The sequence below is a fragment of the Bacteroides sp. MSB163 genome, from assembly GCF_036416795.1.
Taxonomy (GTDB): Bacteria; Bacteroidota; Bacteroidia; order Bacteroidales; family Bacteroidaceae; genus Bacteroides; species Bacteroides maternus.
In genome coordinates this window covers 4,879,548-4,900,589 of record NZ_CP143867.1, presented here as the reverse complement: position 1 = coordinate 4,900,589, position 21,042 = coordinate 4,879,548, and the positions used below count along the sequence as shown (strand labels likewise).

General features: G+C 42.2%; 17 protein-coding genes and 1 tRNA gene. 10 read left to right on the top strand and 8 right to left on the bottom strand.

Going from position 1 to position 21,042, the window contains the following annotated elements:
- Window positions 1-66 precede the first annotated feature (66 nt).
- Both VYM24_RS18985 and VYM24_RS18980 read left to right on the top strand, forming a co-directional pair.
- Window positions 67-1,938: a tetratricopeptide repeat-containing sensor histidine kinase gene (locus tag VYM24_RS18985; protein WP_330940647.1), complete on the top strand. Its 1,872-nt coding sequence runs from the start codon at window positions 67-69 to the stop codon at window positions 1,936-1,938.
- A complete protein-coding gene (locus VYM24_RS18980; RefSeq protein WP_330942276.1) occupies window positions 1,938-3,920 on the top strand; it encodes a sensor histidine kinase in 1,983 nt (660 codons plus the stop codon). Before VYM24_RS18985 ends, VYM24_RS18980 begins: the two co-directional genes overlap by 1 nt.
- Here the strand turns inward: VYM24_RS18980 and cobC are convergent.
- From cobC to cobU, 4 genes are all read right to left on the bottom strand, one after another.
- Window positions 3,898-4,443, bottom strand: a complete 546-nt coding sequence (cobC, locus tag VYM24_RS18975) for an alpha-ribazole phosphatase (RefSeq protein ID WP_299092752.1) — start codon at window positions 4,441-4,443, stop codon at window positions 3,898-3,900. The genes VYM24_RS18980 and cobC overlap by 23 nt on opposite strands.
- A 7-nt stretch (window positions 4,444-4,450) precedes the next feature.
- Window positions 4,451-5,239 carry an adenosylcobinamide-GDP ribazoletransferase gene (locus VYM24_RS18970; RefSeq protein ID WP_330940646.1) on the bottom strand — a complete coding sequence of 263 codons (789 nt, stop codon included), beginning with the start codon at window positions 5,237-5,239 and terminating at the stop codon, window positions 4,451-4,453.
- A 4-nt stretch (window positions 5,240-5,243) separates the two neighbouring features.
- On the bottom strand, window positions 5,244-6,281 hold the full coding sequence (cobT, locus tag VYM24_RS18965; protein ID WP_330940645.1) for a nicotinate-nucleotide--dimethylbenzimidazole phosphoribosyltransferase: 1,038 nt from the start codon (window positions 6,279-6,281) through the stop codon (window positions 5,244-5,246).
- Window positions 6,282-6,347: 66 nt separating this feature from the next.
- The gene (gene cobU, locus VYM24_RS18960) at window positions 6,348-6,857 is read right to left on the bottom strand and encodes a bifunctional adenosylcobinamide kinase/adenosylcobinamide-phosphate guanylyltransferase (protein ID WP_330940644.1); all 510 of its coding nucleotides are present in this window, start codon (window positions 6,855-6,857) and stop codon (window positions 6,348-6,350) included.
- 94 nt (window positions 6,858-6,951) lie between these two features.
- Here cobU and VYM24_RS18955 point away from each other — a divergent pair.
- The 4 genes from VYM24_RS18955 to VYM24_RS18940 all read left to right on the top strand — a co-directional run bounded on the left by VYM24_RS18955 (window position 6,952) and on the right by VYM24_RS18940 (window position 9,386).
- Window positions 6,952-7,024: transfer RNA gene (locus VYM24_RS18955), tRNA-Gly, on the top strand.
- 111 nt (window positions 7,025-7,135) lie between these two features.
- Window positions 7,136-7,429: a hypothetical protein gene (locus VYM24_RS18950; RefSeq protein WP_299092744.1), complete on the top strand. Its 294-nt coding sequence runs from the start codon at window positions 7,136-7,138 to the stop codon at window positions 7,427-7,429.
- A gap of 125 nt (window positions 7,430-7,554) precedes the next feature.
- Window positions 7,555-9,048, top strand: coding sequence for a proline--tRNA ligase (gene proS, locus VYM24_RS18945; RefSeq protein WP_299092742.1), 1,494 nt, complete (start codon window positions 7,555-7,557; stop codon window positions 9,046-9,048).
- Window positions 9,049-9,203: 155 nt separating this feature from the next.
- Window positions 9,204-9,386: a hypothetical protein gene (locus VYM24_RS18940; protein ID WP_022209299.1), complete on the top strand. Its 183-nt coding sequence runs from the start codon at window positions 9,204-9,206 to the stop codon at window positions 9,384-9,386.
- Window positions 9,387-9,461: 75 nt separating this feature from the next.
- Here the strand turns inward: VYM24_RS18940 and VYM24_RS18935 are convergent, their stop codons facing one another.
- Both VYM24_RS18935 and VYM24_RS18930 read right to left on the bottom strand, forming a co-directional pair.
- A complete protein-coding gene (locus VYM24_RS18935; RefSeq protein WP_299092738.1) occupies window positions 9,462-10,232 on the bottom strand; it encodes a hypothetical protein in 771 nt (256 codons plus the stop codon).
- Window positions 10,207-11,013 carry a metallophosphoesterase family protein gene (locus tag VYM24_RS18930; RefSeq protein ID WP_299092736.1) on the bottom strand — a complete coding sequence of 269 codons (807 nt, stop codon included), beginning with the start codon at window positions 11,011-11,013 and terminating at the stop codon, window positions 10,207-10,209. The genes VYM24_RS18935 and VYM24_RS18930 overlap by 26 nt, the downstream gene beginning before the upstream one ends.
- A gap of 282 nt (window positions 11,014-11,295) precedes the next feature.
- Here VYM24_RS18930 and VYM24_RS18925 point away from each other — a divergent pair, with 282 nt between their 5' ends.
- Genes VYM24_RS18925 through VYM24_RS18915 form a run of 3 tightly spaced genes read left to right on the top strand, consistent with a single transcriptional unit; the run spans window position 11,296 to window position 16,638 of the window.
- Window positions 11,296-11,979, top strand: a complete 684-nt coding sequence (locus tag VYM24_RS18925; RefSeq protein WP_299092734.1) for an ABC transporter ATP-binding protein — start codon at window positions 11,296-11,298, stop codon at window positions 11,977-11,979.
- 20 nt (window positions 11,980-11,999) lie between these two features.
- The gene (locus tag VYM24_RS18920; RefSeq protein ID WP_299092732.1) at window positions 12,000-14,309 is read left to right on the top strand and encodes an ABC transporter permease; all 2,310 of its coding nucleotides are present in this window, start codon (window positions 12,000-12,002) and stop codon (window positions 14,307-14,309) included.
- 4 nt (window positions 14,310-14,313) lie between these two features.
- A complete protein-coding gene (locus VYM24_RS18915; RefSeq protein WP_299092729.1) occupies window positions 14,314-16,638 on the top strand; it encodes an ABC transporter permease in 2,325 nt (774 codons plus the stop codon).
- 175 nt (window positions 16,639-16,813) lie between these two features.
- Here the strand turns inward: VYM24_RS18915 and VYM24_RS18910 are convergent, their stop codons facing one another.
- Complete coding sequence (locus VYM24_RS18910) at window positions 16,814-18,163, bottom strand: MATE family efflux transporter (protein ID WP_291554095.1); 1,350 nt, start codon at window positions 18,161-18,163, stop codon at window positions 16,814-16,816.
- A 173-nt stretch (window positions 18,164-18,336) separates the two neighbouring features.
- Here VYM24_RS18910 and VYM24_RS18905 point away from each other — a divergent pair, with 173 nt between their 5' ends.
- A complete protein-coding gene (locus tag VYM24_RS18905; RefSeq protein WP_291554061.1) occupies window positions 18,337-18,978 on the top strand; it encodes an HAD family hydrolase in 642 nt (213 codons plus the stop codon).
- Here the strand turns inward: VYM24_RS18905 and VYM24_RS18900 are convergent.
- Complete coding sequence (locus tag VYM24_RS18900; protein ID WP_330940643.1) at window positions 18,971-21,022, bottom strand: TlpA family protein disulfide reductase; 2,052 nt, start codon at window positions 21,020-21,022, stop codon at window positions 18,971-18,973. The genes VYM24_RS18905 and VYM24_RS18900 overlap by 8 nt on opposite strands.
- Between the last annotated feature and the right edge of the window lie 20 nt (window positions 21,023-21,042).

Genomic DNA, 21,042 nt, shown 5'->3' with positions numbered 1-21,042 from the left:
TATATTTGCTAGCGTATGCGGTGAATGGCAACACAAACACCACACAGCACGAAACAAACAAACTTCATGAGAAATTTACTTAAACATCTCATTCTCCATATAGTATGCTTTGGATGCATTTTCCCATTATCAGCTGGGGAGGATAGTCTGACGTCTCCCGAGCGTATCACCATACAAAATGAAGTGATCGATGCTTTTCATAACAGCATGGGCTTCGACTACCTGACAAAAGAAGAAAGTGCGGCCATTGATCTGGATAGTATTCTTAATTATTTGGAATCCACCAAACAATACGAAACCTATTTTGAATTAGAGCGCATACTCGTAAAATCATATCTTTTCCGGGGAGAAATTCGTATGGCTATTGCTTGGAGTGAGCAAATGTACTCTAAAGCAAGTGCGCTTTCTCATACGATAGGGACTGCTCTTGCACTGAATGCTATCGGTGAGGTCTACTCCTATACAGGACGTAACAAGGAAGCAGGTGATGCCCATGTGCAGGCGTTGGAAATGCTCGATCAGATGGATGGAGGAGAAGTACACGTCCGTATATTATTGGTGGAATTGATAGAATACAACCTTCGTATCCATAACTTTGTTCAGGCTGCACATTTCATGAACCGTCTGAATTCTTTCTCTTCAGATAAACTTTCCGGTCAGGAACAAGCTGTCCGTCATATCTTTAATGCTTATTGCCAACTGTTTAATGGCTCCGTGAAGATAGCCCGCCAACACCTGGATAAAGTAGAACCCTTAAAAGACAAACTGGTTCCGGGAATTATGCAGCATCTTCTGGTTGCCGATGCCATGTATTGGGAACGGATTGGCGAGTATGAGAAATCCCTGACCGCCTATGAAGCTTTTCTTCATACGGACTATGCGGAAATAAACTGTAGTTTATATAAGGAAGTATTGCAAGACAGAGCGGATTTGCTTCTGAAAATGGGACGTAAAGAAGAAGCATATAAGCAATATGGTGCGGTCTATTCATACATTAAGTCGGCTTTTGAGAAAAACTACCCGAAGGAGATAGACCAATTGACCACCCGTTTTCAAGCGGATCAGTTAACCTATCAGAATGAACGTGACCGCTTGTTTTCCTATCGACTTTATTTGGGAGGTATTGTTGTCTGCACACTTTTCCTGCTGCTTTTCCTGTATCTTAGCTGGAGGAAGATATTCCGTCTGAAAGAGTCAAAACGTTCACAGGAAATAATGATACAGAAGGCGGAGCGCGCCATACAGAAAAAGAACATGTTCCTTTCCAATATGAGTCATGAAGTACGTACACCGCTCAATGCCATTGTCGGTTTTTCTGCCGTCCTGGCTTCGGAAGATGACTCTTTTGATGAGGATTCACGTAAAGAATTCTGTGAGATTATTAAAGTCAACTCCTTTCAACTTTTGAAACTGATTAATGATATTCTTGATTTTTCCGATTTCGAGAATGATAATATAACATTTAATATCCGGCCGTATGATGCTGTGAAACTCTGTAAGGAAGCTTCGGAAACAGTAAATGCTTCTCGTAAACTTGAGGTGGAATTACGTTTCGATACGGAACTTCCGGAGTTGATGATAGAAACAGACGATGCCCGTCTTCGTCAGGTTCTGATTAACTTGTTGGTAAATGCTACCAAGTTTACTAAAGAAGGTTCTATTGTATTGAGGTTAGAGTTATCCGACCGCAATACTGCATTTTTTTCTGTAACTGATACCGGTTGCGGTATTCCACTTGAGAAACAAGGCTTGATTTTTGAACGTTTTGAGAAACTGAACGACTTTGCACAGGGAAGTGGTCTGGGACTTTCCATATGCCAGTTGATTGTGACCTACATGAGAGGACGGATATGGGTAGACAGTAACTATACACAAGGTGCACGTTTCTGCTTTACGCATCCGTTAAAGTATAAACCTAAAGCGGAGGGGGCTGTATGATGAAGCATATACTAATTATATGGTTTTGTTTGCTGAGTATGTATCCTTATGTGTTATATGCAGAAGATGCCAATGCACAGCAATATCAGGACAGTATTCTGAAAATAGCGCAGTCCATGCCGGGCACGCTTCCTAAACTTACTTACCTGCGTGATATGGCTTACAGACATCAGTACGCTCCTTATAACAAAACTTTCTCAACCGCTTTATATCAGGAAGCGTGTATCCAGAAAAATATAATTTATGAGAATCTGGGTGCTTATTATCTGGCATCTTGCTATGACAAATTACATGATGCGGACAGTTTGGCATATTGGGTGGATAAACTGGAAAAATATGCTCCTGAAGTAGGTACATATGATTATTACCTGGAGCAGAAAGCTGCGATCAGCCGTGCCCTGGCTTCTAAAAGGCAGATAGAAAAGGCTGTATATGTGGCAAAAGAAACATTGGCAGAATCCTTGGAACACAATAGTAATAATGGTGAGATAGCATCATACAATAGTTTAGGATGTGCATACGGAGTATCCAGCAGAGTGGATGAAGCATTGAACATCTTTTTAAAAGCTTATCAACGTTTTACTCCCCGGACTAAGACCAGTTTGCGTGTGGATATTCTTTCGCGTATTGCTCAAGTATATGGTAATACGGGAAGAGATAGCTTGAGGCGACCTTATGTTCAACAAATGGATGAGGCCTTACAGGAAGTCATAACCCGTGAACCTGAGACACGGAAAAATTGGAGTAATTTTGAGATTGACTGCCAGATAAAATATGTTCTCTTGTATATGAATAAGGGAACTTATCATATTGCTCTGGAACATATAAATAAAGCAAAGGCATTATTGGAAGATCATGTAGATCCGGTTTTCTGGTTGAATGTCCAGCTTGTACAATTGCAATATTATGCCCGTACACAGGAGTATGACAAAAGTATTGCCCTGATAGATGAAGTGACACCGGTAGTATTGAATCATTATGTATCCACTTTTGCTACGCTTATTAATTATAAGGCGTCCACCCAGGTTGACAAAGGTGATATTGACGGGGCTATTGAGACAAAACGTTACCTCATACGGACTCAGGACTCATTGGACAATGCTTTTTCTGCAAATCAGTTGCGACAAATGAAGGAAATCTATCATATTGACGACCTTCTTCTGGAGAAGCAAAAAATAAAGGATACCAACTATAAGCGCGGCTTCCTGTTTCTTATCACATTACTGGTACTGATACTTATTTTTTATCTTTATACACGTTATATATCGCGGAAAATCGCTGCGGCTGAAAAAGTGACGGTAAATGCGGCCATGCAGGCAGAAGCGGATAACACCACTAAAGACCGTTTGCAATCTGAAATCAGTCATGACATACGTACTCCGTTGAATGTGGTGGTAGGTTTTGCCGAACTGTTGACGGAATCGAAAGAACTCACTGCAGAAGCAAAAGTAGAATATGGCAAGATGATTCAGGAGAATGCGGAAAACCTATTGACGTATGTTAATAGTATTCTGGAACTTTCCCGTCTTGAATCCGGTAAGACACAATATGTGCAGGAAGAATGTGAATTGGTAGAATTATGCCGGAAAGAGATTACCATTGCTGAACAGAGTGGCAACGGACGTGTAACTGTTCGTTTGAAAACGGATGTGGAAAATAGGATGATAAGTACGGATAAAAACAAGTTCTCTTCATTATTGTCCAGTCTGCTGGTACCGTCAGAGAATGATGAAAATACATATAATATTGTTATTCGCATTAGGTACGATAAAGAGAAGAACATGTTATTCTTCAGAGTGACCGGTACCCCTTTGGCTAAGGCCCGCTTTGAAAACAAAACTGCACTGATTCGTCATGAGATCAATGCACATTTTGTTCATGCTTTCAATGGCACTTATAAAGTGCAGGAAGGTGCGGCAGAAGGGCCATTGGTTCTGTTTAGTATACAAGCTCAAGCTGCTAATCAAATTTCAACTGAATGATTCCTCCATAGGCAGTCAAAGCACTGAATGCCTCTTCCTGTTTTATAGCTCCTGCATAAAGTTGGGCGCAAATCAATACGCCTCCATGTGCAAATATGGCTACTTTTTCATAATTCTTTTCTCTCAGTTCATCCAGAAAACTGGCGACACGTTGATACTGTATGGCAAATGATTCACCGTTTGTGGCAGGTACGTTTATGTAGTCGGCATACCATTCTTTCAGCCTTGGATCACTTATTTCATCAAAATTCTTCATCTCCCAATTTCCGAAGTTCATTTCCATAATTCGGTCGTCACGTTCGGCATCAGGATATCCGCAATAGGTAGCAAGACGTACACAACGGGATAGCGGACTGGTATATACATAATCGAAATCTCTCCCTTTCGGACGGTAAGATTTTAAATTTCCGGATGTGACGGCAGCTTCTTGTTCGAAACTGTTTCGCAAAGGAACATCTGTTTGTCCGTAGCACACTCCGGGAGGGACATCTACTGAGGTATGTCTGATAAAAATAACTTCCATATAATTATTATTTTAAATAAACATTAATAAAATCCGGGTTACCGTATTTGATATGTGCATACAGCAAGATTACTGCACCCAAATAGAATGAAAGTTCACAAAGCAGGAATGTAGCTCCGCAGCAATCTCCTGTATAACCTTGAAGACGACGTTTCATTAACCAATACAATAGACTGAATGTCAGAATCGGGCAGATCATGACCGGCCAGAAATCTATCGGCAAAAATAATATAATAGGTAAAAATCCACAGATGAATCCTGTCAATAACTCTTGCCAGGTCATACGGTCATACACAACTTTCGCCTTGCTTTCTTCTTCTTTTCGTGCATAAGGTAAATAATTGATGATTTGTGAAGCACAGAATTTAGACCAGCAGTCGCCACAAATTACGAGAACACAAATCAGTTTCAAAGGTAGATTTTCCAAAAGTAAGAATAATAGCAAGAAATAGACTATTAATCCTATAACGCCATAACTTCCTATCTGGGAATCTTTCATAATGGCAAGTGTCCGTCCTTTAGTGGTTCCTCCACCAAAGCCATCAAAAAAATCAGCCAGTCCGTCTTCGTGCAGACAGCCTGTGATAAGCAATCGGGAGAGGATGGCAAGTACCCATGCGATGGAAATGGGAAGTATCTGAGCTGCTATCCACAGTATGCCGACCATAATACCACCCGTCAGCCATCCAGCTAATGGCCAGTATGGAACGATACGTTTGAAGTATTTAGCCGGAACTTCTTTGATTCTCCAAAATGGAAGCCGGGTGAAGAAGATGAATGCTGCGAGGACTTTCATACGTTTAAAAATACTTTGTTATAGAAGCATGTGCGAAGTTATCCATTTCATTAATCATGCGTATGGCGGACTGCACAATGGGATATGCACAGATGGCACCTGTTCCTTCACCCAAACGCAGACCTAAATTTAAAAGCGGTCTGGCTTCCATGTGATCGAGTAGCAGTTTATGACCTGTTTCATCTCCACAATGTCCGAAAATAGCATAATGCAGTACTTCCGGATATAATTTGCTGGCAGCCAGAATACAGTTTGTCATAATGAATCCATCTACCATAATAACTATTCCAAGTTCGGCTGCCTGAAGCATAGCACCTACTGCCATCACCATTTCCAGACCTCCAAAATAGCGGATGATATCATGGGGAGAATGGTCTCCCCTGTAGTTATCTAATGACTGTTTTAATACTTCATATTTATGACGGATACCGACATTATCCAGTCCGCTTCCCGCACCTACACATTGCTCCAGAGGAATGTTTGTAAAGCAAGTCATCCACAGAGATGAGGAAGATGTATTTCCAATACCCATTTCCCCAAAACTGAGTATATTGCTACCTTCTTTATGGCAATTGCGTACAACTTCTGCACCGCGCTCCAAGCATAGTTCCATTTCCTCTTCTGTCATAGCAGCTTCATGCAGATAATTTCGGGTACTTTTCCGCACTTTCATGTTAATGACACCTGTATCATAAGGTAAATCATAATCTACACCGGCATCTACTATCTTCAGGGTAAATCCATGCTGTCGGCAAAGGAAATTCACTCCGGCACCTCCATGTAAGAAATTACTGATCTGTTGCCAGGTAACTTCTTTAGGCGAAAGGCTGACACCTTCGTCTACAATGCCATGATCAGCGGCAAAGATAATATTCTGTGGATGTTGCAGGGTGGGAGACAGAGTTTGTTGTATCCAGCCTATTTGCAGAGCCAGTTCTTCGAGAGTCCCTAATGAGCCTTTGGGTTTAGTTAGATTATTGATTTTATCAATCAATGCTGGACGGATATTCTCGTCCGGACGTATTATCTTAAATGTTTTCATATGTATATTTATAATTTTGGATCTTACTATTTTATTATCTTACCATTCTGTCATTTTTCCTTCTCTCTATTTCACTTTCACCGGAATCCCTGATACCATCAACCATACTTCATCAGCGTGTTTGGCGATGTACTGGTTCATCCAACCTTGCATATCTGTGAACTTACGCTGAACTTCGTTTTCTGAAGTAGCCCCCATACCTATTTCATTAGTAACAAAGATGAAGGTGGCATCTTGTACTGTAAAACGGTCGAATTCTTCTTTGGCGGCTGTCAGGGCGCTATCAGTATCTGTATTTACATCAAAGAAGAAGTTTGTACACCATAAGGTAACACAGTCTATCAGTACAGTCCGTCCGCTCAAATGATGGCGGCTTAGTTCTTTTTCTTCTTCTATGTTTGTCCATTCCGGTCCGCGTCTTTGTTGATGGCGAATTACACGTTGTCGGAATTCTTCATCCCAAATACGTGCGGTAGCAAGGTAAACAGGAGTAGGAGAGAGACTTAGCGCCAGTTTTTCTGCATGGCTACTTTTACCGGAGCGTGCACCTCCGGTAATGAGTATGATTCGTTTCATATTTTTTTCACTTTAGTGGCTGTAAAAGTACATTTTTATTTTTGAATATAAAAAAACTTCTTTTACCTTTGCACCGTCTTTTTAAGAAAGCAATGCGGCAGTAGCTCAGTTGGTAGAGCATCAGCTTCCCAAGCTGAGGGTCGCGAGTTCGAGCCTCGTTTGCCGCTCTTTTGAAAGTTAAGCAGTTACGGTAAGTAGCTGCTTTTTTTATTATCGTTTATATAATTCGATTTGCCCCTGTTTGTGATTAATAGTATCTTTGCAGAAAACATTTTGTTATGACCTACGAACAAGCCCTTTCTTTTGTTGAACGCATTAAAGACATTGTCATTGGTGCACCACTTGACGGTAGAGTGATTCAATCTTTAGCCATTGGACCTACCGATTGGGAACAAATGAGTGATTTCTTAAATCTTCGTATTCAAAAGGGAGAAGAAACCGCTCTCATTGAATTCTCCCATTTTGATAAGAGCCTTTCAGTTTATGGTATATCTGTTACTCATGTGGAAGGTAGTGTTCCGAACTGGGAAATGATTGTTCTTGATGACTGGGAGATGATTATTAGTAATTGAGGTTTTTTGATGTTGATTCAAGCAAGTTGTTTTTATTATAAATATTGGGAGAAAATACACAAATTTTCGTACTTTTGCCGACTATTTAATAGATACATCCGAAAAACTTTAAAAAACAAAATAAAATGGCAGTAGAATTAAAAGACCTGACCAAACGCAGCGAGAATTATTCGCAGTGGTATAATGAACTGGTGGTAAAGGCCGACCTGGCAGAACAGTCAGCTGTGCGTGGCTGTATGGTGATTAAACCTTACGGATACGCTATTTGGGAGAAAATACAGCGTCAACTCGACGATATGTTTAAGGAAACAGGGCATGTGAATGCTTATTTCCCATTGTTGATTCCGAAATCTTTCCTCAGCCGTGAGGCAGAACATGTGGAAGGTTTTGCAAAGGAATGTGCAGTCGTTACTCATCATCGCCTGAAAAATGCTCCTGACGGTAGCGGAGTTATTGTGGATCCGGAAGCTAAGTTGGAAGAAGAACTGATCATCCGCCCTACTTCAGAAACCATCATTTGGAATACTTATAAGAATTGGATTAATTCTTATCGTGACCTGCCTATCTTGTGTAACCAATGGGCTAACGTAATGCGTTGGGAAATGCGTACCCGCCTTTTCCTGCGTACAGCTGAATTTTTGTGGCAGGAAGGGCATACTGCACATGCTACCCGTGAGGAAGCTGAAGAAGAAGCAGTACGTATGCTGAATGTATATGCCGAGTTTGCCGAAAAGTACATGGCGGTTCCCGTAGTGAAAGGTGTAAAATCGGCTAATGAACGTTTTGCCGGTGCACTGGATACTTATACCATTGAAGCTATGATGCAGGATGGGAAAGCCTTGCAAAGTGGTACGTCTCACTTCCTTGGGCAGAATTTCGCCAAGGCATTTGACGTGCAATTCGTGAATAAGGAAAACAAAATGGAATATGTTTGGGCTACTTCATGGGGGGTATCTACTCGCCTGATGGGTGCACTGATCATGACTCACTCTGATGACAACGGACTTGTACTGCCTCCGCATCTGGCTCCAATACAGGTGGTTATCGTGCCTATCTATAAGAACGCAGAGATGCTGCAGAAGATTAACGAGAAAGTAGCAGGCATTGTTGCTAAACTGAAGTCTATGGGTATTTCTGTTAAGTATGACAATGCTGATAACAAACGTCCGGGCTTCAAATTTGCTGATTATGAACTGAAAGGTGTGCCGGTACGTCTTGTTATGGGTGGTCGTGATTTGGAGAACAATACAATGGAAGTTATGCGTCGCGATACATTGGAGAAAGAAACTCTTTCTTGCGACGGCATCGAAGAATATGTAAAGAACCTGTTGGAAGAAATCCAGACTAATGTCTATCAGAAAGCCCTTAACTACCGTAACTCTCATATCACGAAAGTGGATAGTTATGATGAATTCAAGGAGAAGATTGAAGAAGGTGGATTTATTCTTGCTCACTGGGATGGTACTGTCGAAACAGAGGAGAAGATTAAAGAAGAAACAAAAGCAACTATCCGTTGTATTCCTTTCGAAACATTCTTGGATGATGACAAAGAACCGGGTATCTGTATGGTGACAGGCAAACCTTCCGCTTGTCGTGCTTTATTTGCTCGTTCTTATTAAAATATAGGATATTTTAAGATCTAAAGTAAAGGGCTGCACTTCGCACAAAGAAGATGCAGCCCTTGCCATTTTTACATCATTGTCATATCCTATACATGTTTCCGTAACACTGAATCTCCATCTTTGCATCGTAATAAAAAAGAAAGGAGTTAGATATGAAACTGAATAGAAATGATTATGCTATTGAGGCAACTACCGATGGCGGCTATTACGCCTATTTGAAAAGTAATATCATGTGCAGTGCGTACGGTGAAACACCTGATGAAGCCTGCGAGAACCTTGGTAACATTGTTGATGACTTCGTCACAGATATGTACATGGTTGAAGAGTTTGTATAACATGTGTTCGATTCCATAAATTCTCTTGAGGTCATGTCTGCGTGAGCAGACATGACTTTGTGGTTATAGAGAAGGTTAGAAGAGTTGTGTCTTCAGTCCGAACGATAAGCTGAGATAATCTTTGGGCTTCAGATACTTGTTGGTGAATGCACTTACTACATACAGATCACAGGTACTTATTTCATAATAAAAAGTAACGGCTCTTGCTCCCAGACGCCAACGTGGGGGAATATTATAAGTCAGACGTTGTCCCAGAAATACATGAATGCGTACCTTGGATGAGAAGCCGTAATAGCCTTTTGGATAACGTTCGGGCTCATGTGTCCAAAATTCACTGCCGAATACTGTATTGAAATACATGCCGCATGCAAGTGGTTCGACAGCAAATTCTTTTCCAAGAGCTATACTCCATGGCATATAGTTCTGTTTCAGGGTCATGGTGATTTTAGTACGTTTGGAGTCGTATTTAGGCAGAATACCGAAAAAGATATCCGTTTCCCACTGATTCCGTTTTCCATAATCCCATCCTGTACCCAAAGACAGCAATCCCATGTTACCGGCAAATTGCAGCTTTGTATGTGTTGGTATCAGGCTTTCCCAATGTTTACGATAGCGATGGACACGCTTATCATAACGGCTGGAACGTTTACTATTGATATTGGCACTGTCTATTTTTACTTTTTCTTTCTCCAGCCACACGGTATCATATTTTGTAATGATAACAGTATCTCTGAATACCCGGCGCGGCTCTATAGTTATTGTACTGGCTTCTTGTGCATGGCCGGCCGATGAACATACAAGAAGGAAGCACGTCAGTGCTTTAATAATAGACCACTTCACGCTCATATCCATCAGGGGTTACAGTAAATATATAATAGTTGCGGTGTTTCATGCAGTCGCTCATGTAGTACATCACGCCATCCTCAAAAAGATCCTCTTCGAATAAACGATGTTCATGGGCAGCTGTACAGAACAACAATCTGGGAAATTGCTTAATGGAATATTGAAAAGCTTGAGCTACATTATTGTTGAATTCAAAACAGAACGGGCGTATATGCATAGAGAAGATAGTACGGTCGTACTCGTCGCGGCGATCATCTAACTGGGCATTAATGAATTCAAAATCAGGGATGGGGCGGGAGTAGTCGAATTCGATAGCATTGGTGTTTAGACAGATAAACTTGATGCGACCGGCTATGAAAGAAAAATTGGGGTCACCGAATACGATACGAAAAGTCTCTTCGCCTGTACCAAGGCAGTCATGATTACCGATCAGACCGACATAGGGAATTTTCAGCTTATTCATGATATCACGTTGCCACAGGAACTCGTCTGTGACACCGAAGTCGCTGTAATCTCCACCATGGATGACAAAATCTATATCATCCCGTTTATTAAGGTGATTGACAAAGTCCAGAGTTTCATCATACCAACGTTGGGAGTCACCCATAGTGACAAAACGAATAGTTGCCTTATCCTTGCAATTGGCCTCTATCTTTTCTATATTACGATTATTTATATCTGTCTGACCACTGATGCGGACATCATAAGGATGGTAATCTATCATATCGCAACCGCCCATAAACAGGCCGATAAGCGGAATGAACAGGAGTTTAGATAGTTTCATGTGTATAATATTAATATTATATAATCTCTTCGGTTGAAAACTGATTGCAAAGATAGAGTTTTCTTTTAGATAAATGATTGTCTTATTTTCCTTTTTTCTGTTCCTTCGTGCTGTACTAATTTCCAGAGTTGTCCATTTTTTAGACGGAGGTGTCTAATTATTAGACACTATTTGTATACGTTTAAAAAGATAAATTGTTGATAATGAATGAATCTTAAGTTTTGGCATGCTTTCTGCATTTATATAAACAGAATATTATATAAGACTTTAATAATAAACATCATGATTGAAATTAATGACATCAGCAAAGTATTCCGTACAACGGAAGTAGAAACAGTAGCATTGAACCATGTGAATCTTGAGGTGAAAGAAGGAGAATTTGTAGCCGTCATGGGACCGTCAGGTTGTGGTAAATCAACTCTGTTGAATATCTTGGGATTGCTGGATAATCCGACGGAAGGTTCATATAAACTTCTGGGACAGGAAGTCGGAGACCTGAAAGAAAAAGAACGTACCCGTGTACGGAAAGGTAAACTCGGTTTCGTATTCCAAAGCTTTAACCTGATAGACGAACTGAATGTATATGAAAATGTAGAGTTGCCTTTGACGTATCTCGGCATTAAGGCTTCTGAACGTCGCCGGATGGTGGAAGATATATTGAAACGAATGAATATCAGCCATCGTGCCAAGCATTTCCCGCAACAATTGTCTGGTGGTCAGCAGCAACGTGTAGCTATTGCCCGTGCTGTGGTAACTAATCCTAAATTAATACTTGCCGATGAGCCGACCGGTAATCTGGATTCTAAGAATGGTGCGGAAGTCATGAATCTGTTGACGGAATTGAATCGGGAGGGAACGACGATTATTATGGTAACACACTCTCAGCATGATGCTTCGTTTGCACATCGTACGATACATTTGTTTGATGGTAGCGTGGTGGCCAGTATTGCGGCACAAGGAGTATAAGTTTATAAAGAGATTGAACTATGAAACAACTATATTATGTCATACGTACCCTGTTGCGTGGGCGCGGTTCGAATGTAATCAAAGTCATTTCTCTTGGATTGGGCTTGACAATGAGTATTCTGCTGTTTTCACGTGTGGCTTTTGAACAAAGCTACGATACTTGCTACAAGGATTATGGTGATCTTTATCAGATATACTCCATATTTTCGGCTGAGGGTGAACAATTTGAACCGCAAAAACAAAACTGTGGCCCTGTGGCAGGTGCCATTCTGGAGAATTTTCCCAAAGAGGTAGAGGCGGCTACCAGCATTGCGTATTTTGTTTCTTCACCACTTTACAATGGCAGTGTACGCATCGATGCCCGGAAAATATTAGCCGATTCACTTTTCTTCAAGACTATGGGTATTGAGGTACTGAGTGGTAATCCGGAAAAAGATCTGATGCAGAACGATGTCATATTTTTGAGTGACGATTTGGCTCAGAAAATATATGGTGGTGAGAATCCTATTGGAAAAGTCATTAGTTATAATAAGGAGTTGCAACTGACGGTAAAGGGCACTTATGTCGATTTGCCCGAGAACGCTACTATGCGTCCGGAGGCTGTTATTTCCATGCCTACAGGTTGGAGTCGTGGCTGGGGTAACTATTCCTGGCGTGGTGGTGACAGCTATTACGAATATATCCGTTTTCGTCCGGGAGCTGATAAAGAAATCGTGAATGCCCGTCTGGATGCCATGATACAGAAATATCGTCCGGAAGAAGATAAGAAAGCATACGGTTACACAGCCTTTGTGAAACCTATCCGTGATGTGTATCGTGACGAAGATCAGGTGAAACGCATGGATAGCATTATGAGTATCTTAGCTTTGGCTATTCTTTTTATCGCATCACTGAACTACGTGCTGATATCTATTTCTTCGCTCACTTATCGTGCCAAAGCGGTGGGTGTGCATAAGTGTAGTGGTGCGAGCGGAGGTACGGTGTTCTCGATGTTTCTTTTGGAAACGGGAATTATTATTGCGTTGGCCCTGGTGTTGATGGGGTTGATATTACTCAATTTCCAGGAGTTCATAGAAGATACTACCGCAGCCAAGTTGAGTGTACTTTTTGCTCCGGACCGTATCTGGGTGCCGCTTGTTGTGGTGCTGGTTCTGTTCATTGTAGGTGGAATTCTGCCGGGCAGGCTGTTTGCCCGCATACCTGTGTCTCAGGTGTTCCGCCGCTATACGGAGGGTAAGAAGGGATGGAAACGTCCGTTACTTTTCGTTCAGTTTGCGGGTGTGGCCTTCATTTGTGGACTGATGTATGTGGTGATGGCGCAGTACAATTATGTGAAAGATAAAGATATGGGCTATAATCCGCAGCGTGTAGCCATTGGCAGTATTTATTTCGGTGGCGAAGAGGAGAGTGGTCCTGCCTTGCAATTCTTTCGCGGACTGCCTTATGTGGAGGAGGTATCTTCCGCTGTCAGTACCCCTATATGGAGCTATAGCGGTTCAATGATTGAAGGTGAGGGTGGACAATCGCTCTTTTCGACCCGATTCAGTTATGCACTTGAGGACTACTTTAAGATGATGGGGATGACGATGAAGGAAGGGCGTCCGGCGCGTGCATCGGACGAAATAGTCGTGAATGAGGCTTTTGCGGAACGGATGCGTTGGGGAGACAAGGCGCTGAATCATCCGTTGCGTGCCGAAGGTCGAAATTTGAAAGTAGTAGGTGTGCTGAAGAATTTCCATATAGGCTCTTTCTATCAGCCACAGGATGTCATTATGTTTGGCTATACCCGTACCTTTGGTAATACTGTTCATGTACGTCTCAAGGAACCCTTTGCCGAGAATTTGCGTCGTCTGAACAAGGACGTCTCTGAGGCTTATCCTGACAAGACGGTTGACTTCTATAGTATGGAAGATCAGATTTTGAACAAGTATAATCCGGTTCGTGTCTTCAGTAATGCCACGATATTGGCGGCACTGACTATGTTCTTTGTCATGCTGATGGGCTTGATTGGTTATACTACAGACGAAGTGCGTCGTCGTTCCAAGGAAATCGCTATTCGTAAGGTGAATGGGGCGGAGTCTTCGGGAATATTGGAGCTGCTTTCGAAAGATGTCCTTTATGTAGCGGCTCCGGCTGTTATTATCGGCATTATATCTGCAGCATATATCAATGAAATGTGGATGGATCAGTTTGCCGAACAAGTGCCGCTTTCCTGGCCGGTATATATATTGATAGCATTAGTTATCCTGTTACTTATCATCGCTTGCGTCATCTGGAAGTCATGGCGGATAGCGAACGAAAATCCGGTAAACAGTATTAAAAGCGAGTAAATGTATGAAGCAGATTTACTATGTAATTCAAACACTGCTCCGTGGTCGCGGCAGCAATATCATCAAGATTCTCTCTCTGGGCTTAGCGTTGACGATGAGCATCCTGCTTTTTGTCCGTGTTGCCTTTGAGCAGAGCTATGATACTTGCTACCGTGATCCGGACCGCATCTACCAGCTCTTCTCCATCTTTACCATCAATAGTGAGCGGGGCGAGCCGGGTGAACTTAACCTACCCCCTGTGGCAGGTGCCGTCTTGGAGAACTTTCCCCAAGAAGTGGAAGCTGCTGTCAGTGTTTGCAAATACATGGCTTTTGGACCGCTTTATAACGGCAGTGTGCGTTTTAAAGACTACACTGTAATGGCAGATTCACTCTTTTTTCAGACACTGGGCATCGACGTACTCAGAGGCGATCCGCTGCATGAACTTCAGCAAAAGGATGTGGTTTTTCTGAGTGACCGTCTGGCACAAAAAATGTTTGGTGACGAGGACCCCATTGGTAAAGTGATAAGTTATGATAAGCAGTTACAGCTTACTGTGAAAGGAGTCTACGTTGCCTTGCCTGAGAATTCAACCATGAATCCTGAAGCTGTCATTTCTATCGTCAGCGCCTGGAGTCGTGATTGGGCGGAGAATTCCTGGGAAGGAGGTGATTCTTTCTTTCAATATATCCGTTTTCATCCGGGCGTGAAGGTAGATGTTGAGAAGTTCAATGCCCGCCTGGAGGCTGTCATTCAAAATTATCTTCCTCAGGATGGAAAGGACAATTCCAGTTATACTTCCATTGTGAAGCCATTGCGCGATGTGTATCGTGGCGATGAAGCGGTACGACGTATGAATGCTATTACGTTGATTCTCGGTCTGGCTATTCTTTTCATTGCTGCGCTGAATTATGTGCTTATTTCTATTTCTTCGCTTTCATATCGTGCTAAAGCAGTGGGAGTGCATAAATGTAATGGTGCATCGGGAGGTACTGTATTCTCCATGTTTTTGTTGGAGACAAGCATTATCATTTTGTTGTCATTGATACTGATGGCGTTTCTGTTGCTGAATTTCCGTGAGATGATAGAAGAAATGATGGAAGTCCGGTTGACGTCACTTTTTGCACTTAGTCGTATCTGGGTGCCACTGTCGGTGATAGGAATACTGTTTGTCATAGGCGGAGTGTTACCAGGGCGGATGTTCTCACGGATACCCGTGTCGCTGGTTTTCCGTCACTACACAGAAGGAAAGAAAGGGTGGAAACGTCCATTGCTTTTCATTCAGTTTTTGGGTGTAGCCTTCATCTGTGGGCTGATGTGTGTCATTATGGCTCAGTATCATTATGTATTGAATAAAGATACAGGTTACGATGCCCGTCGTATAGCTACGTCCGACATCTACTTTGAGAGTGACTCTGAGCGTGATGCTGCACGTCAGTTCTTTCTCGGACTGCCTTATGTGGAGGATGTGGAATCTGCCAGTTATCCGCCATGTATCGGAATGAGCGGCATGAGGATCTTGAACGAAAGCGGACAGTCACTTTTCTCTTCGCGCTATTGTGTGGAAACAGAAAACTATCCGAAGATGATGGGCATGACGATGAAAGAGGGGCGCATGGCACGCGAGCGCAATGAGGCGGTTGTGAATGAAACATTTGCCAAGACGATGCGCTGGGGTGATGATGTAGTGGGGCGTATTGTGCACCAAGGGAATACAGGTCTGGGAGATCTCCGTATTGTGGGAGTGCTCAAAGATTTCCATACCGCATCGTTCTATGTGTCGCAACAACCGCTTATTGTTCGTTGCGGACGGTTTGGAGGCTCTATCCATGTTCGCCTCAAAGAACCTTTTGTGGAGAACCTGAGGCGACTGAACAGTGAGGCAGCAGCTGCCTTTCCTGCGAAAACAGTAGATTTCTATTCTTTGGAGCTTGACATGCAGGATGCTTATGGTGTTGTTCGTATTTTCCGCGATGCTACCATATTGGCAACAGTGGTGATGTTCTTCGTTATGCTGATGGGATTAATAGGTTATACTACCGATGAGGTGCGTCGCCGTTCCAAAGAAATTGCTATCCGTAAGGTGAATGGTGCCGAGTCGTCTACAATATTGGAAATGCTTTCGCTCGATGTACTTTGGGTGGCGGTACCGGCAGTCATCATGGGGACGATAGGATCATGGTATGTAAATGGAATATGGATGGATCTGTTTGCCATACAAGTGCCGCTAGGATGGCCGGTGTATGTACTGGTGGGTATTGCTAATCTGCTGATTATTACGGTGTGCGTCATTTGGAAAGCCTGGCGCATAGCTAATGAAAACCCTGTACAGAGCATCAAGAGTGAATAGAGGTAATTTAATGCTTTAACCATGCCTACAGCTATCTGTAAAGCAGAATAAAAAGGGTGTAGCCTTTCAGATCGGATGGCTACACCCTTTGATAAGGATGGTGTAGCCCTTTGGTGTTAGGGCTACACCCTTTTTAGTTGAAGGTTATACCTTCTGTTTGAGTGGTACAAATTACTTACGCGATACTCTCTCTGTTTTTCTTTCGAATATACGTCCATAACACTACGAGTGCCGTTAGGAAAGCGAAAAAGTCAGCCACCGGCATACTGGTCCAGATACCATTCAATCCTATAAAGCGGGGGAAGAAGATCAGACCGGGAAGTAAATATAAGAGTTGCCGGGTAAGTGAAAGGAAAATACTGATTTTAGCCTTTCCGATACTTTGGAAGAAGTTACCGATAACGATCTGCGCACCCACAAACGGGAACATCAGCACGCAAATGCGAACACCGCGTGAAGCAATGTCAATCAGTTCCTGATCGTTTGTGAAGATAGCGGACACTGCATACGGGAAAAGCTCGCAAATGAGGAAACCACTGCTCGTGATGCACACACCAGTCAGAATACTCAGTTTCAAGGTTTGCTTCACACGGTCATGCTTCTGTGCCCCGAAATTATACCCCACAATGGGCTGCATACCCATGGTTAATCCTAATACAATCATTATATAGAGAGTGAGCAGGCGATTGATGATGCCGTAAGCTCCGATGGCCATATCACCTCCGTGGCGTTGCAGAGAGTTGTTGATGATAATCACAATGACACAGGCGCACACATTCATTAAGAAAGGCGACATTCCAATCGAAAAAATACTGCTGATGATGCGCTTCTTTAGCTTCCAAAAGTCCGGGCGGAAGCGTACAAAGCTGTCTTTATCAAGGAAATGCTTCACTACCCACACCATACCGATAAACTGCGAAATAACGGTTGCTGTGGCAGCTCCGCGAATACCCCAGTCAAAATGGAAGATAAAGATAGGAGCAAGGATGATGTTACAAACCACGGTTACCATGGAAGTCAACATTGCCTTTTTAGGATATCCCGTGGCACGCATGATATTGTTCAGTCCGATCATCGTGTAAGTAATAGGTGTTCCTGCAAGAATAATTTGCATGAAATCCCGGGCATAGGGCAGTGTATCCTGGCTGGCACCGAAGAATCTTAATATTTCATCCAGAAACAAAAAGGCGAGTCCGCCGAAAACAACAGCATTGATCAGACAAAACATCAGCGTATTTCCCAATACCTCGGTAGCTCCGTCCAAATCTTTCTGCCCCAAACGGATGGATGAGATTGTAGATCCACCTGCCGACACCAATGTACAGAATGCTACCACAAGATTCATCAGCGGAAAAGTAATGGCCAATCCGGCAATACCCATCGCACCCACACCGTGACCGATGAAAATGCTGTCGATGATGTTGTACAGTGAAGTAATCGTCATACCGATGATGGCGGGTATAGAATATTGTAGCAGCAGTTTACCTATACGTTCGGTACCTAATATGTGAGGGTTATTATCCATAACTATTAATCTAAAGAAAGTAATGAATCCGCGTTCGTCCGCTCCGGTCCGTGCCGTCCGCGTATCTGTATTTGCAGCAAAGTTACTCATTTATTTGCTCTGTTCAAGGATTATTCAGACCTTTGTATCGTAATTGATAAGGTATTAACATTATAAGGTAAAAGGAAGTTTATATGACTGAAACAAAAAACATCGCTGTTCTTTTCGACTTCGACGGTGTCGTTGTCGACACAGAGACGCAGTATAGCATCTTCTGGCACAAAATGGGAGTAGATTATTTGGGTATGGAAGATCTTGAAAGCCGCGTAAAGGGACAAACTTTGGTGTATATCTATAACACCTTCTTTCCCGGTATGATTAAAGAACAGGAAGAAATTACCGCCGGCCTCGACCGCTTTGAGCAGGAAATGACATTCGAATTTATTCCCGGTGTAGAATCTTTTATTGCCGATCTCCGTCGCAATGGTGTAAAGATGGCTGTGGTCACTAGTTCCAATGATAAAAAGATGGAAGCTGTATATCGTGCCAAACCCGAAATCAAAACTATGTTCGACCGTATTCTTACAGCTGAAATGTTCACAGCTTCCAAACCTGCACCGGATTGCTTCCTGCTTGGCATGAAAGTATTTGGTACCACACCGGAAACAACTTATGTTTTCGAAGACTCTTTCAACGGACTGAAAGCGGGTATGGCTTCCGGAGCTACGGTAATCGGTCTGTCTACTACCAATTCACGCGAAGAAATTGCTCCGTTGTGTCATTATATCATTGATGACTTCAAAGGTATGGATTATGAGAAACTGCTGACTATTTAGTCAGCAGTTCATTGCATCTATTTATCAATTCAGCTTTCCTGCTGGGAGAAGGTGCTTTCATGTCTGTAATATTTCCGTCCTTATCTATTAACATATAGGTAGGGAAACTATTGATAGAGAATTTCTGTTCCAGCATTTGCTGTTGCTTCTGAGGGAGGTTGTAGTGCACTATGTTAGGACCGGTTAAACGGAATTCTTTGATGCAGTTTTTCCAGGTTGCTTCGGCAGAGTTGCTGGCAAAGTACATAAAGATCACATCCTTATTCTGCATTTCATCCTTTATCGGTGCAACCAATTGCATTTCTCTTTTGCACGGACTACACCAAGTTCCCCATATATCTACATAAATGACTTTTCCTTTGTAGGGGGCAATCAATGTATGCCATAGTTCGTCGGCATCGTTGCTATCTTTTAAATAAGCGGTTTCCTTTAAACTTTCCGGGTAGTTCATCTCTTGCTTACTGAGTGCGATGTATGTTTCCTGTTGATCCATTATTGTACTCCTGAACTCTTTATGGGTGACAAGTTGCTTGAAGTATTCCAGAATATTTTCGTCCAGTTCCTTTCTGTTGTATTCCATGTTGTTATAGAAAGTTTTGGTAGTTATCCATTCTTTTAACATTGGAGAAGCTTCTATCTGTTTGAAACAAATAAGTTGCTCGTCTATTCTCTTTTTGTCCATTAAAAAAGGTATCAGGGATTGATATTGCTGACACAAATGGAGTATACTGCTGTCGTTCAGTAATTCGTTGGTGCGTAGCATTCCTTCTTTGTAGGGCAAGGCTAATGAATCTATTTCTAAAGAATCTTTTCCATAATGTCTTCCCAATATACTGAGGTCTATGGCATGTTCATATGCCAGAAGATCTTCCTTTTGCTGTTTATTCAGGGAGTGAATTTGTTTCTGATCCAGATAACGGAGCACTTCAATATTGCTGAGGGTGATAGCTGTGGAAAACATACTATTATAGTAACCCAGATAGTCCCTTAGAAAAGAACTGATATTTCGCTGTAATGTATAAGGTTGTGGTAAACGGTTATACAGACTGTCTACATAGTCTGTATAAGGCTTATCAAAGAATTCCTTATTAAATCCCCTTCTCAGTGCGAAACGTCTTTGCATGAGGTAGGAGGCCAGATCCATTGTGTAGCCGGATTGTATATATTGCATGAATCTGTCTGAAAGCAATGGATGCTTGTCTGTGTATCCCTTTAATATATTTACTTTCGTCTTGTAGATATCCTCCAGTTTCTGCATAAATTCCTCATGGCTCATCGTTTTGTCGTAATAAGGAACATATATACTATATTCTTTATTAGGTGGATACAAAGCATAGTTTCTTAATTCCGTATGTAAGCGGGCATTTTTTCCCATGAATTGAGTGCGGTTGGTGGCATAATCATGGTATAGGAATATCTTTTCACCAGGTTCTACTACATCATAGATATTGATTCCCTCTTTTCCCCAGTCCAGAAAAACGGAGGTTGTATTTATGACAGGAAAAGTGATGTTGAAACATCCTAGTGAATCTATATCCGCATAATATGTATCTTCTTCATCAGTGTAGAAATTGGGCACACTGATAGGAAAAGGTGAAGTTCGCTCCGTATGTTGCAGATATCCAATGAGGGTGACAGAGTCTGTGTAGTAACCGTTGTCTGTAAATGTGCGGTGGTCTTTGCACTTAAATTCCGGTTGCACGGAGTGCCGGGCTAATTTTAATTGCCGTTTATCAGGAAGTATGGCAGTACAAATACTGTCTTGCTTATTGTCGAATTTAAGTTTAATCATTCTACTCTCATTCCCTTTTCCAAGCGTAATCTCCGCTTTCCCTTTTCGAATATTCATAGATTGATACAACCAAATATCATCTTCGTATATGGCAAAGCTTTTAAAGAAACCTAACAACCATTCCTGAGTGTCCGGGTTATACCAACATCCGTGAACTGGTTGCTGAACTGGTGAATTGCTGACTTGTGCTTGTGCTTCTAACTTTATAGCCAGCATAAAAATGCATGTGAGCAGAGTAAAGAGGTTTTTCATGGTATATCTTTGTATGTGAA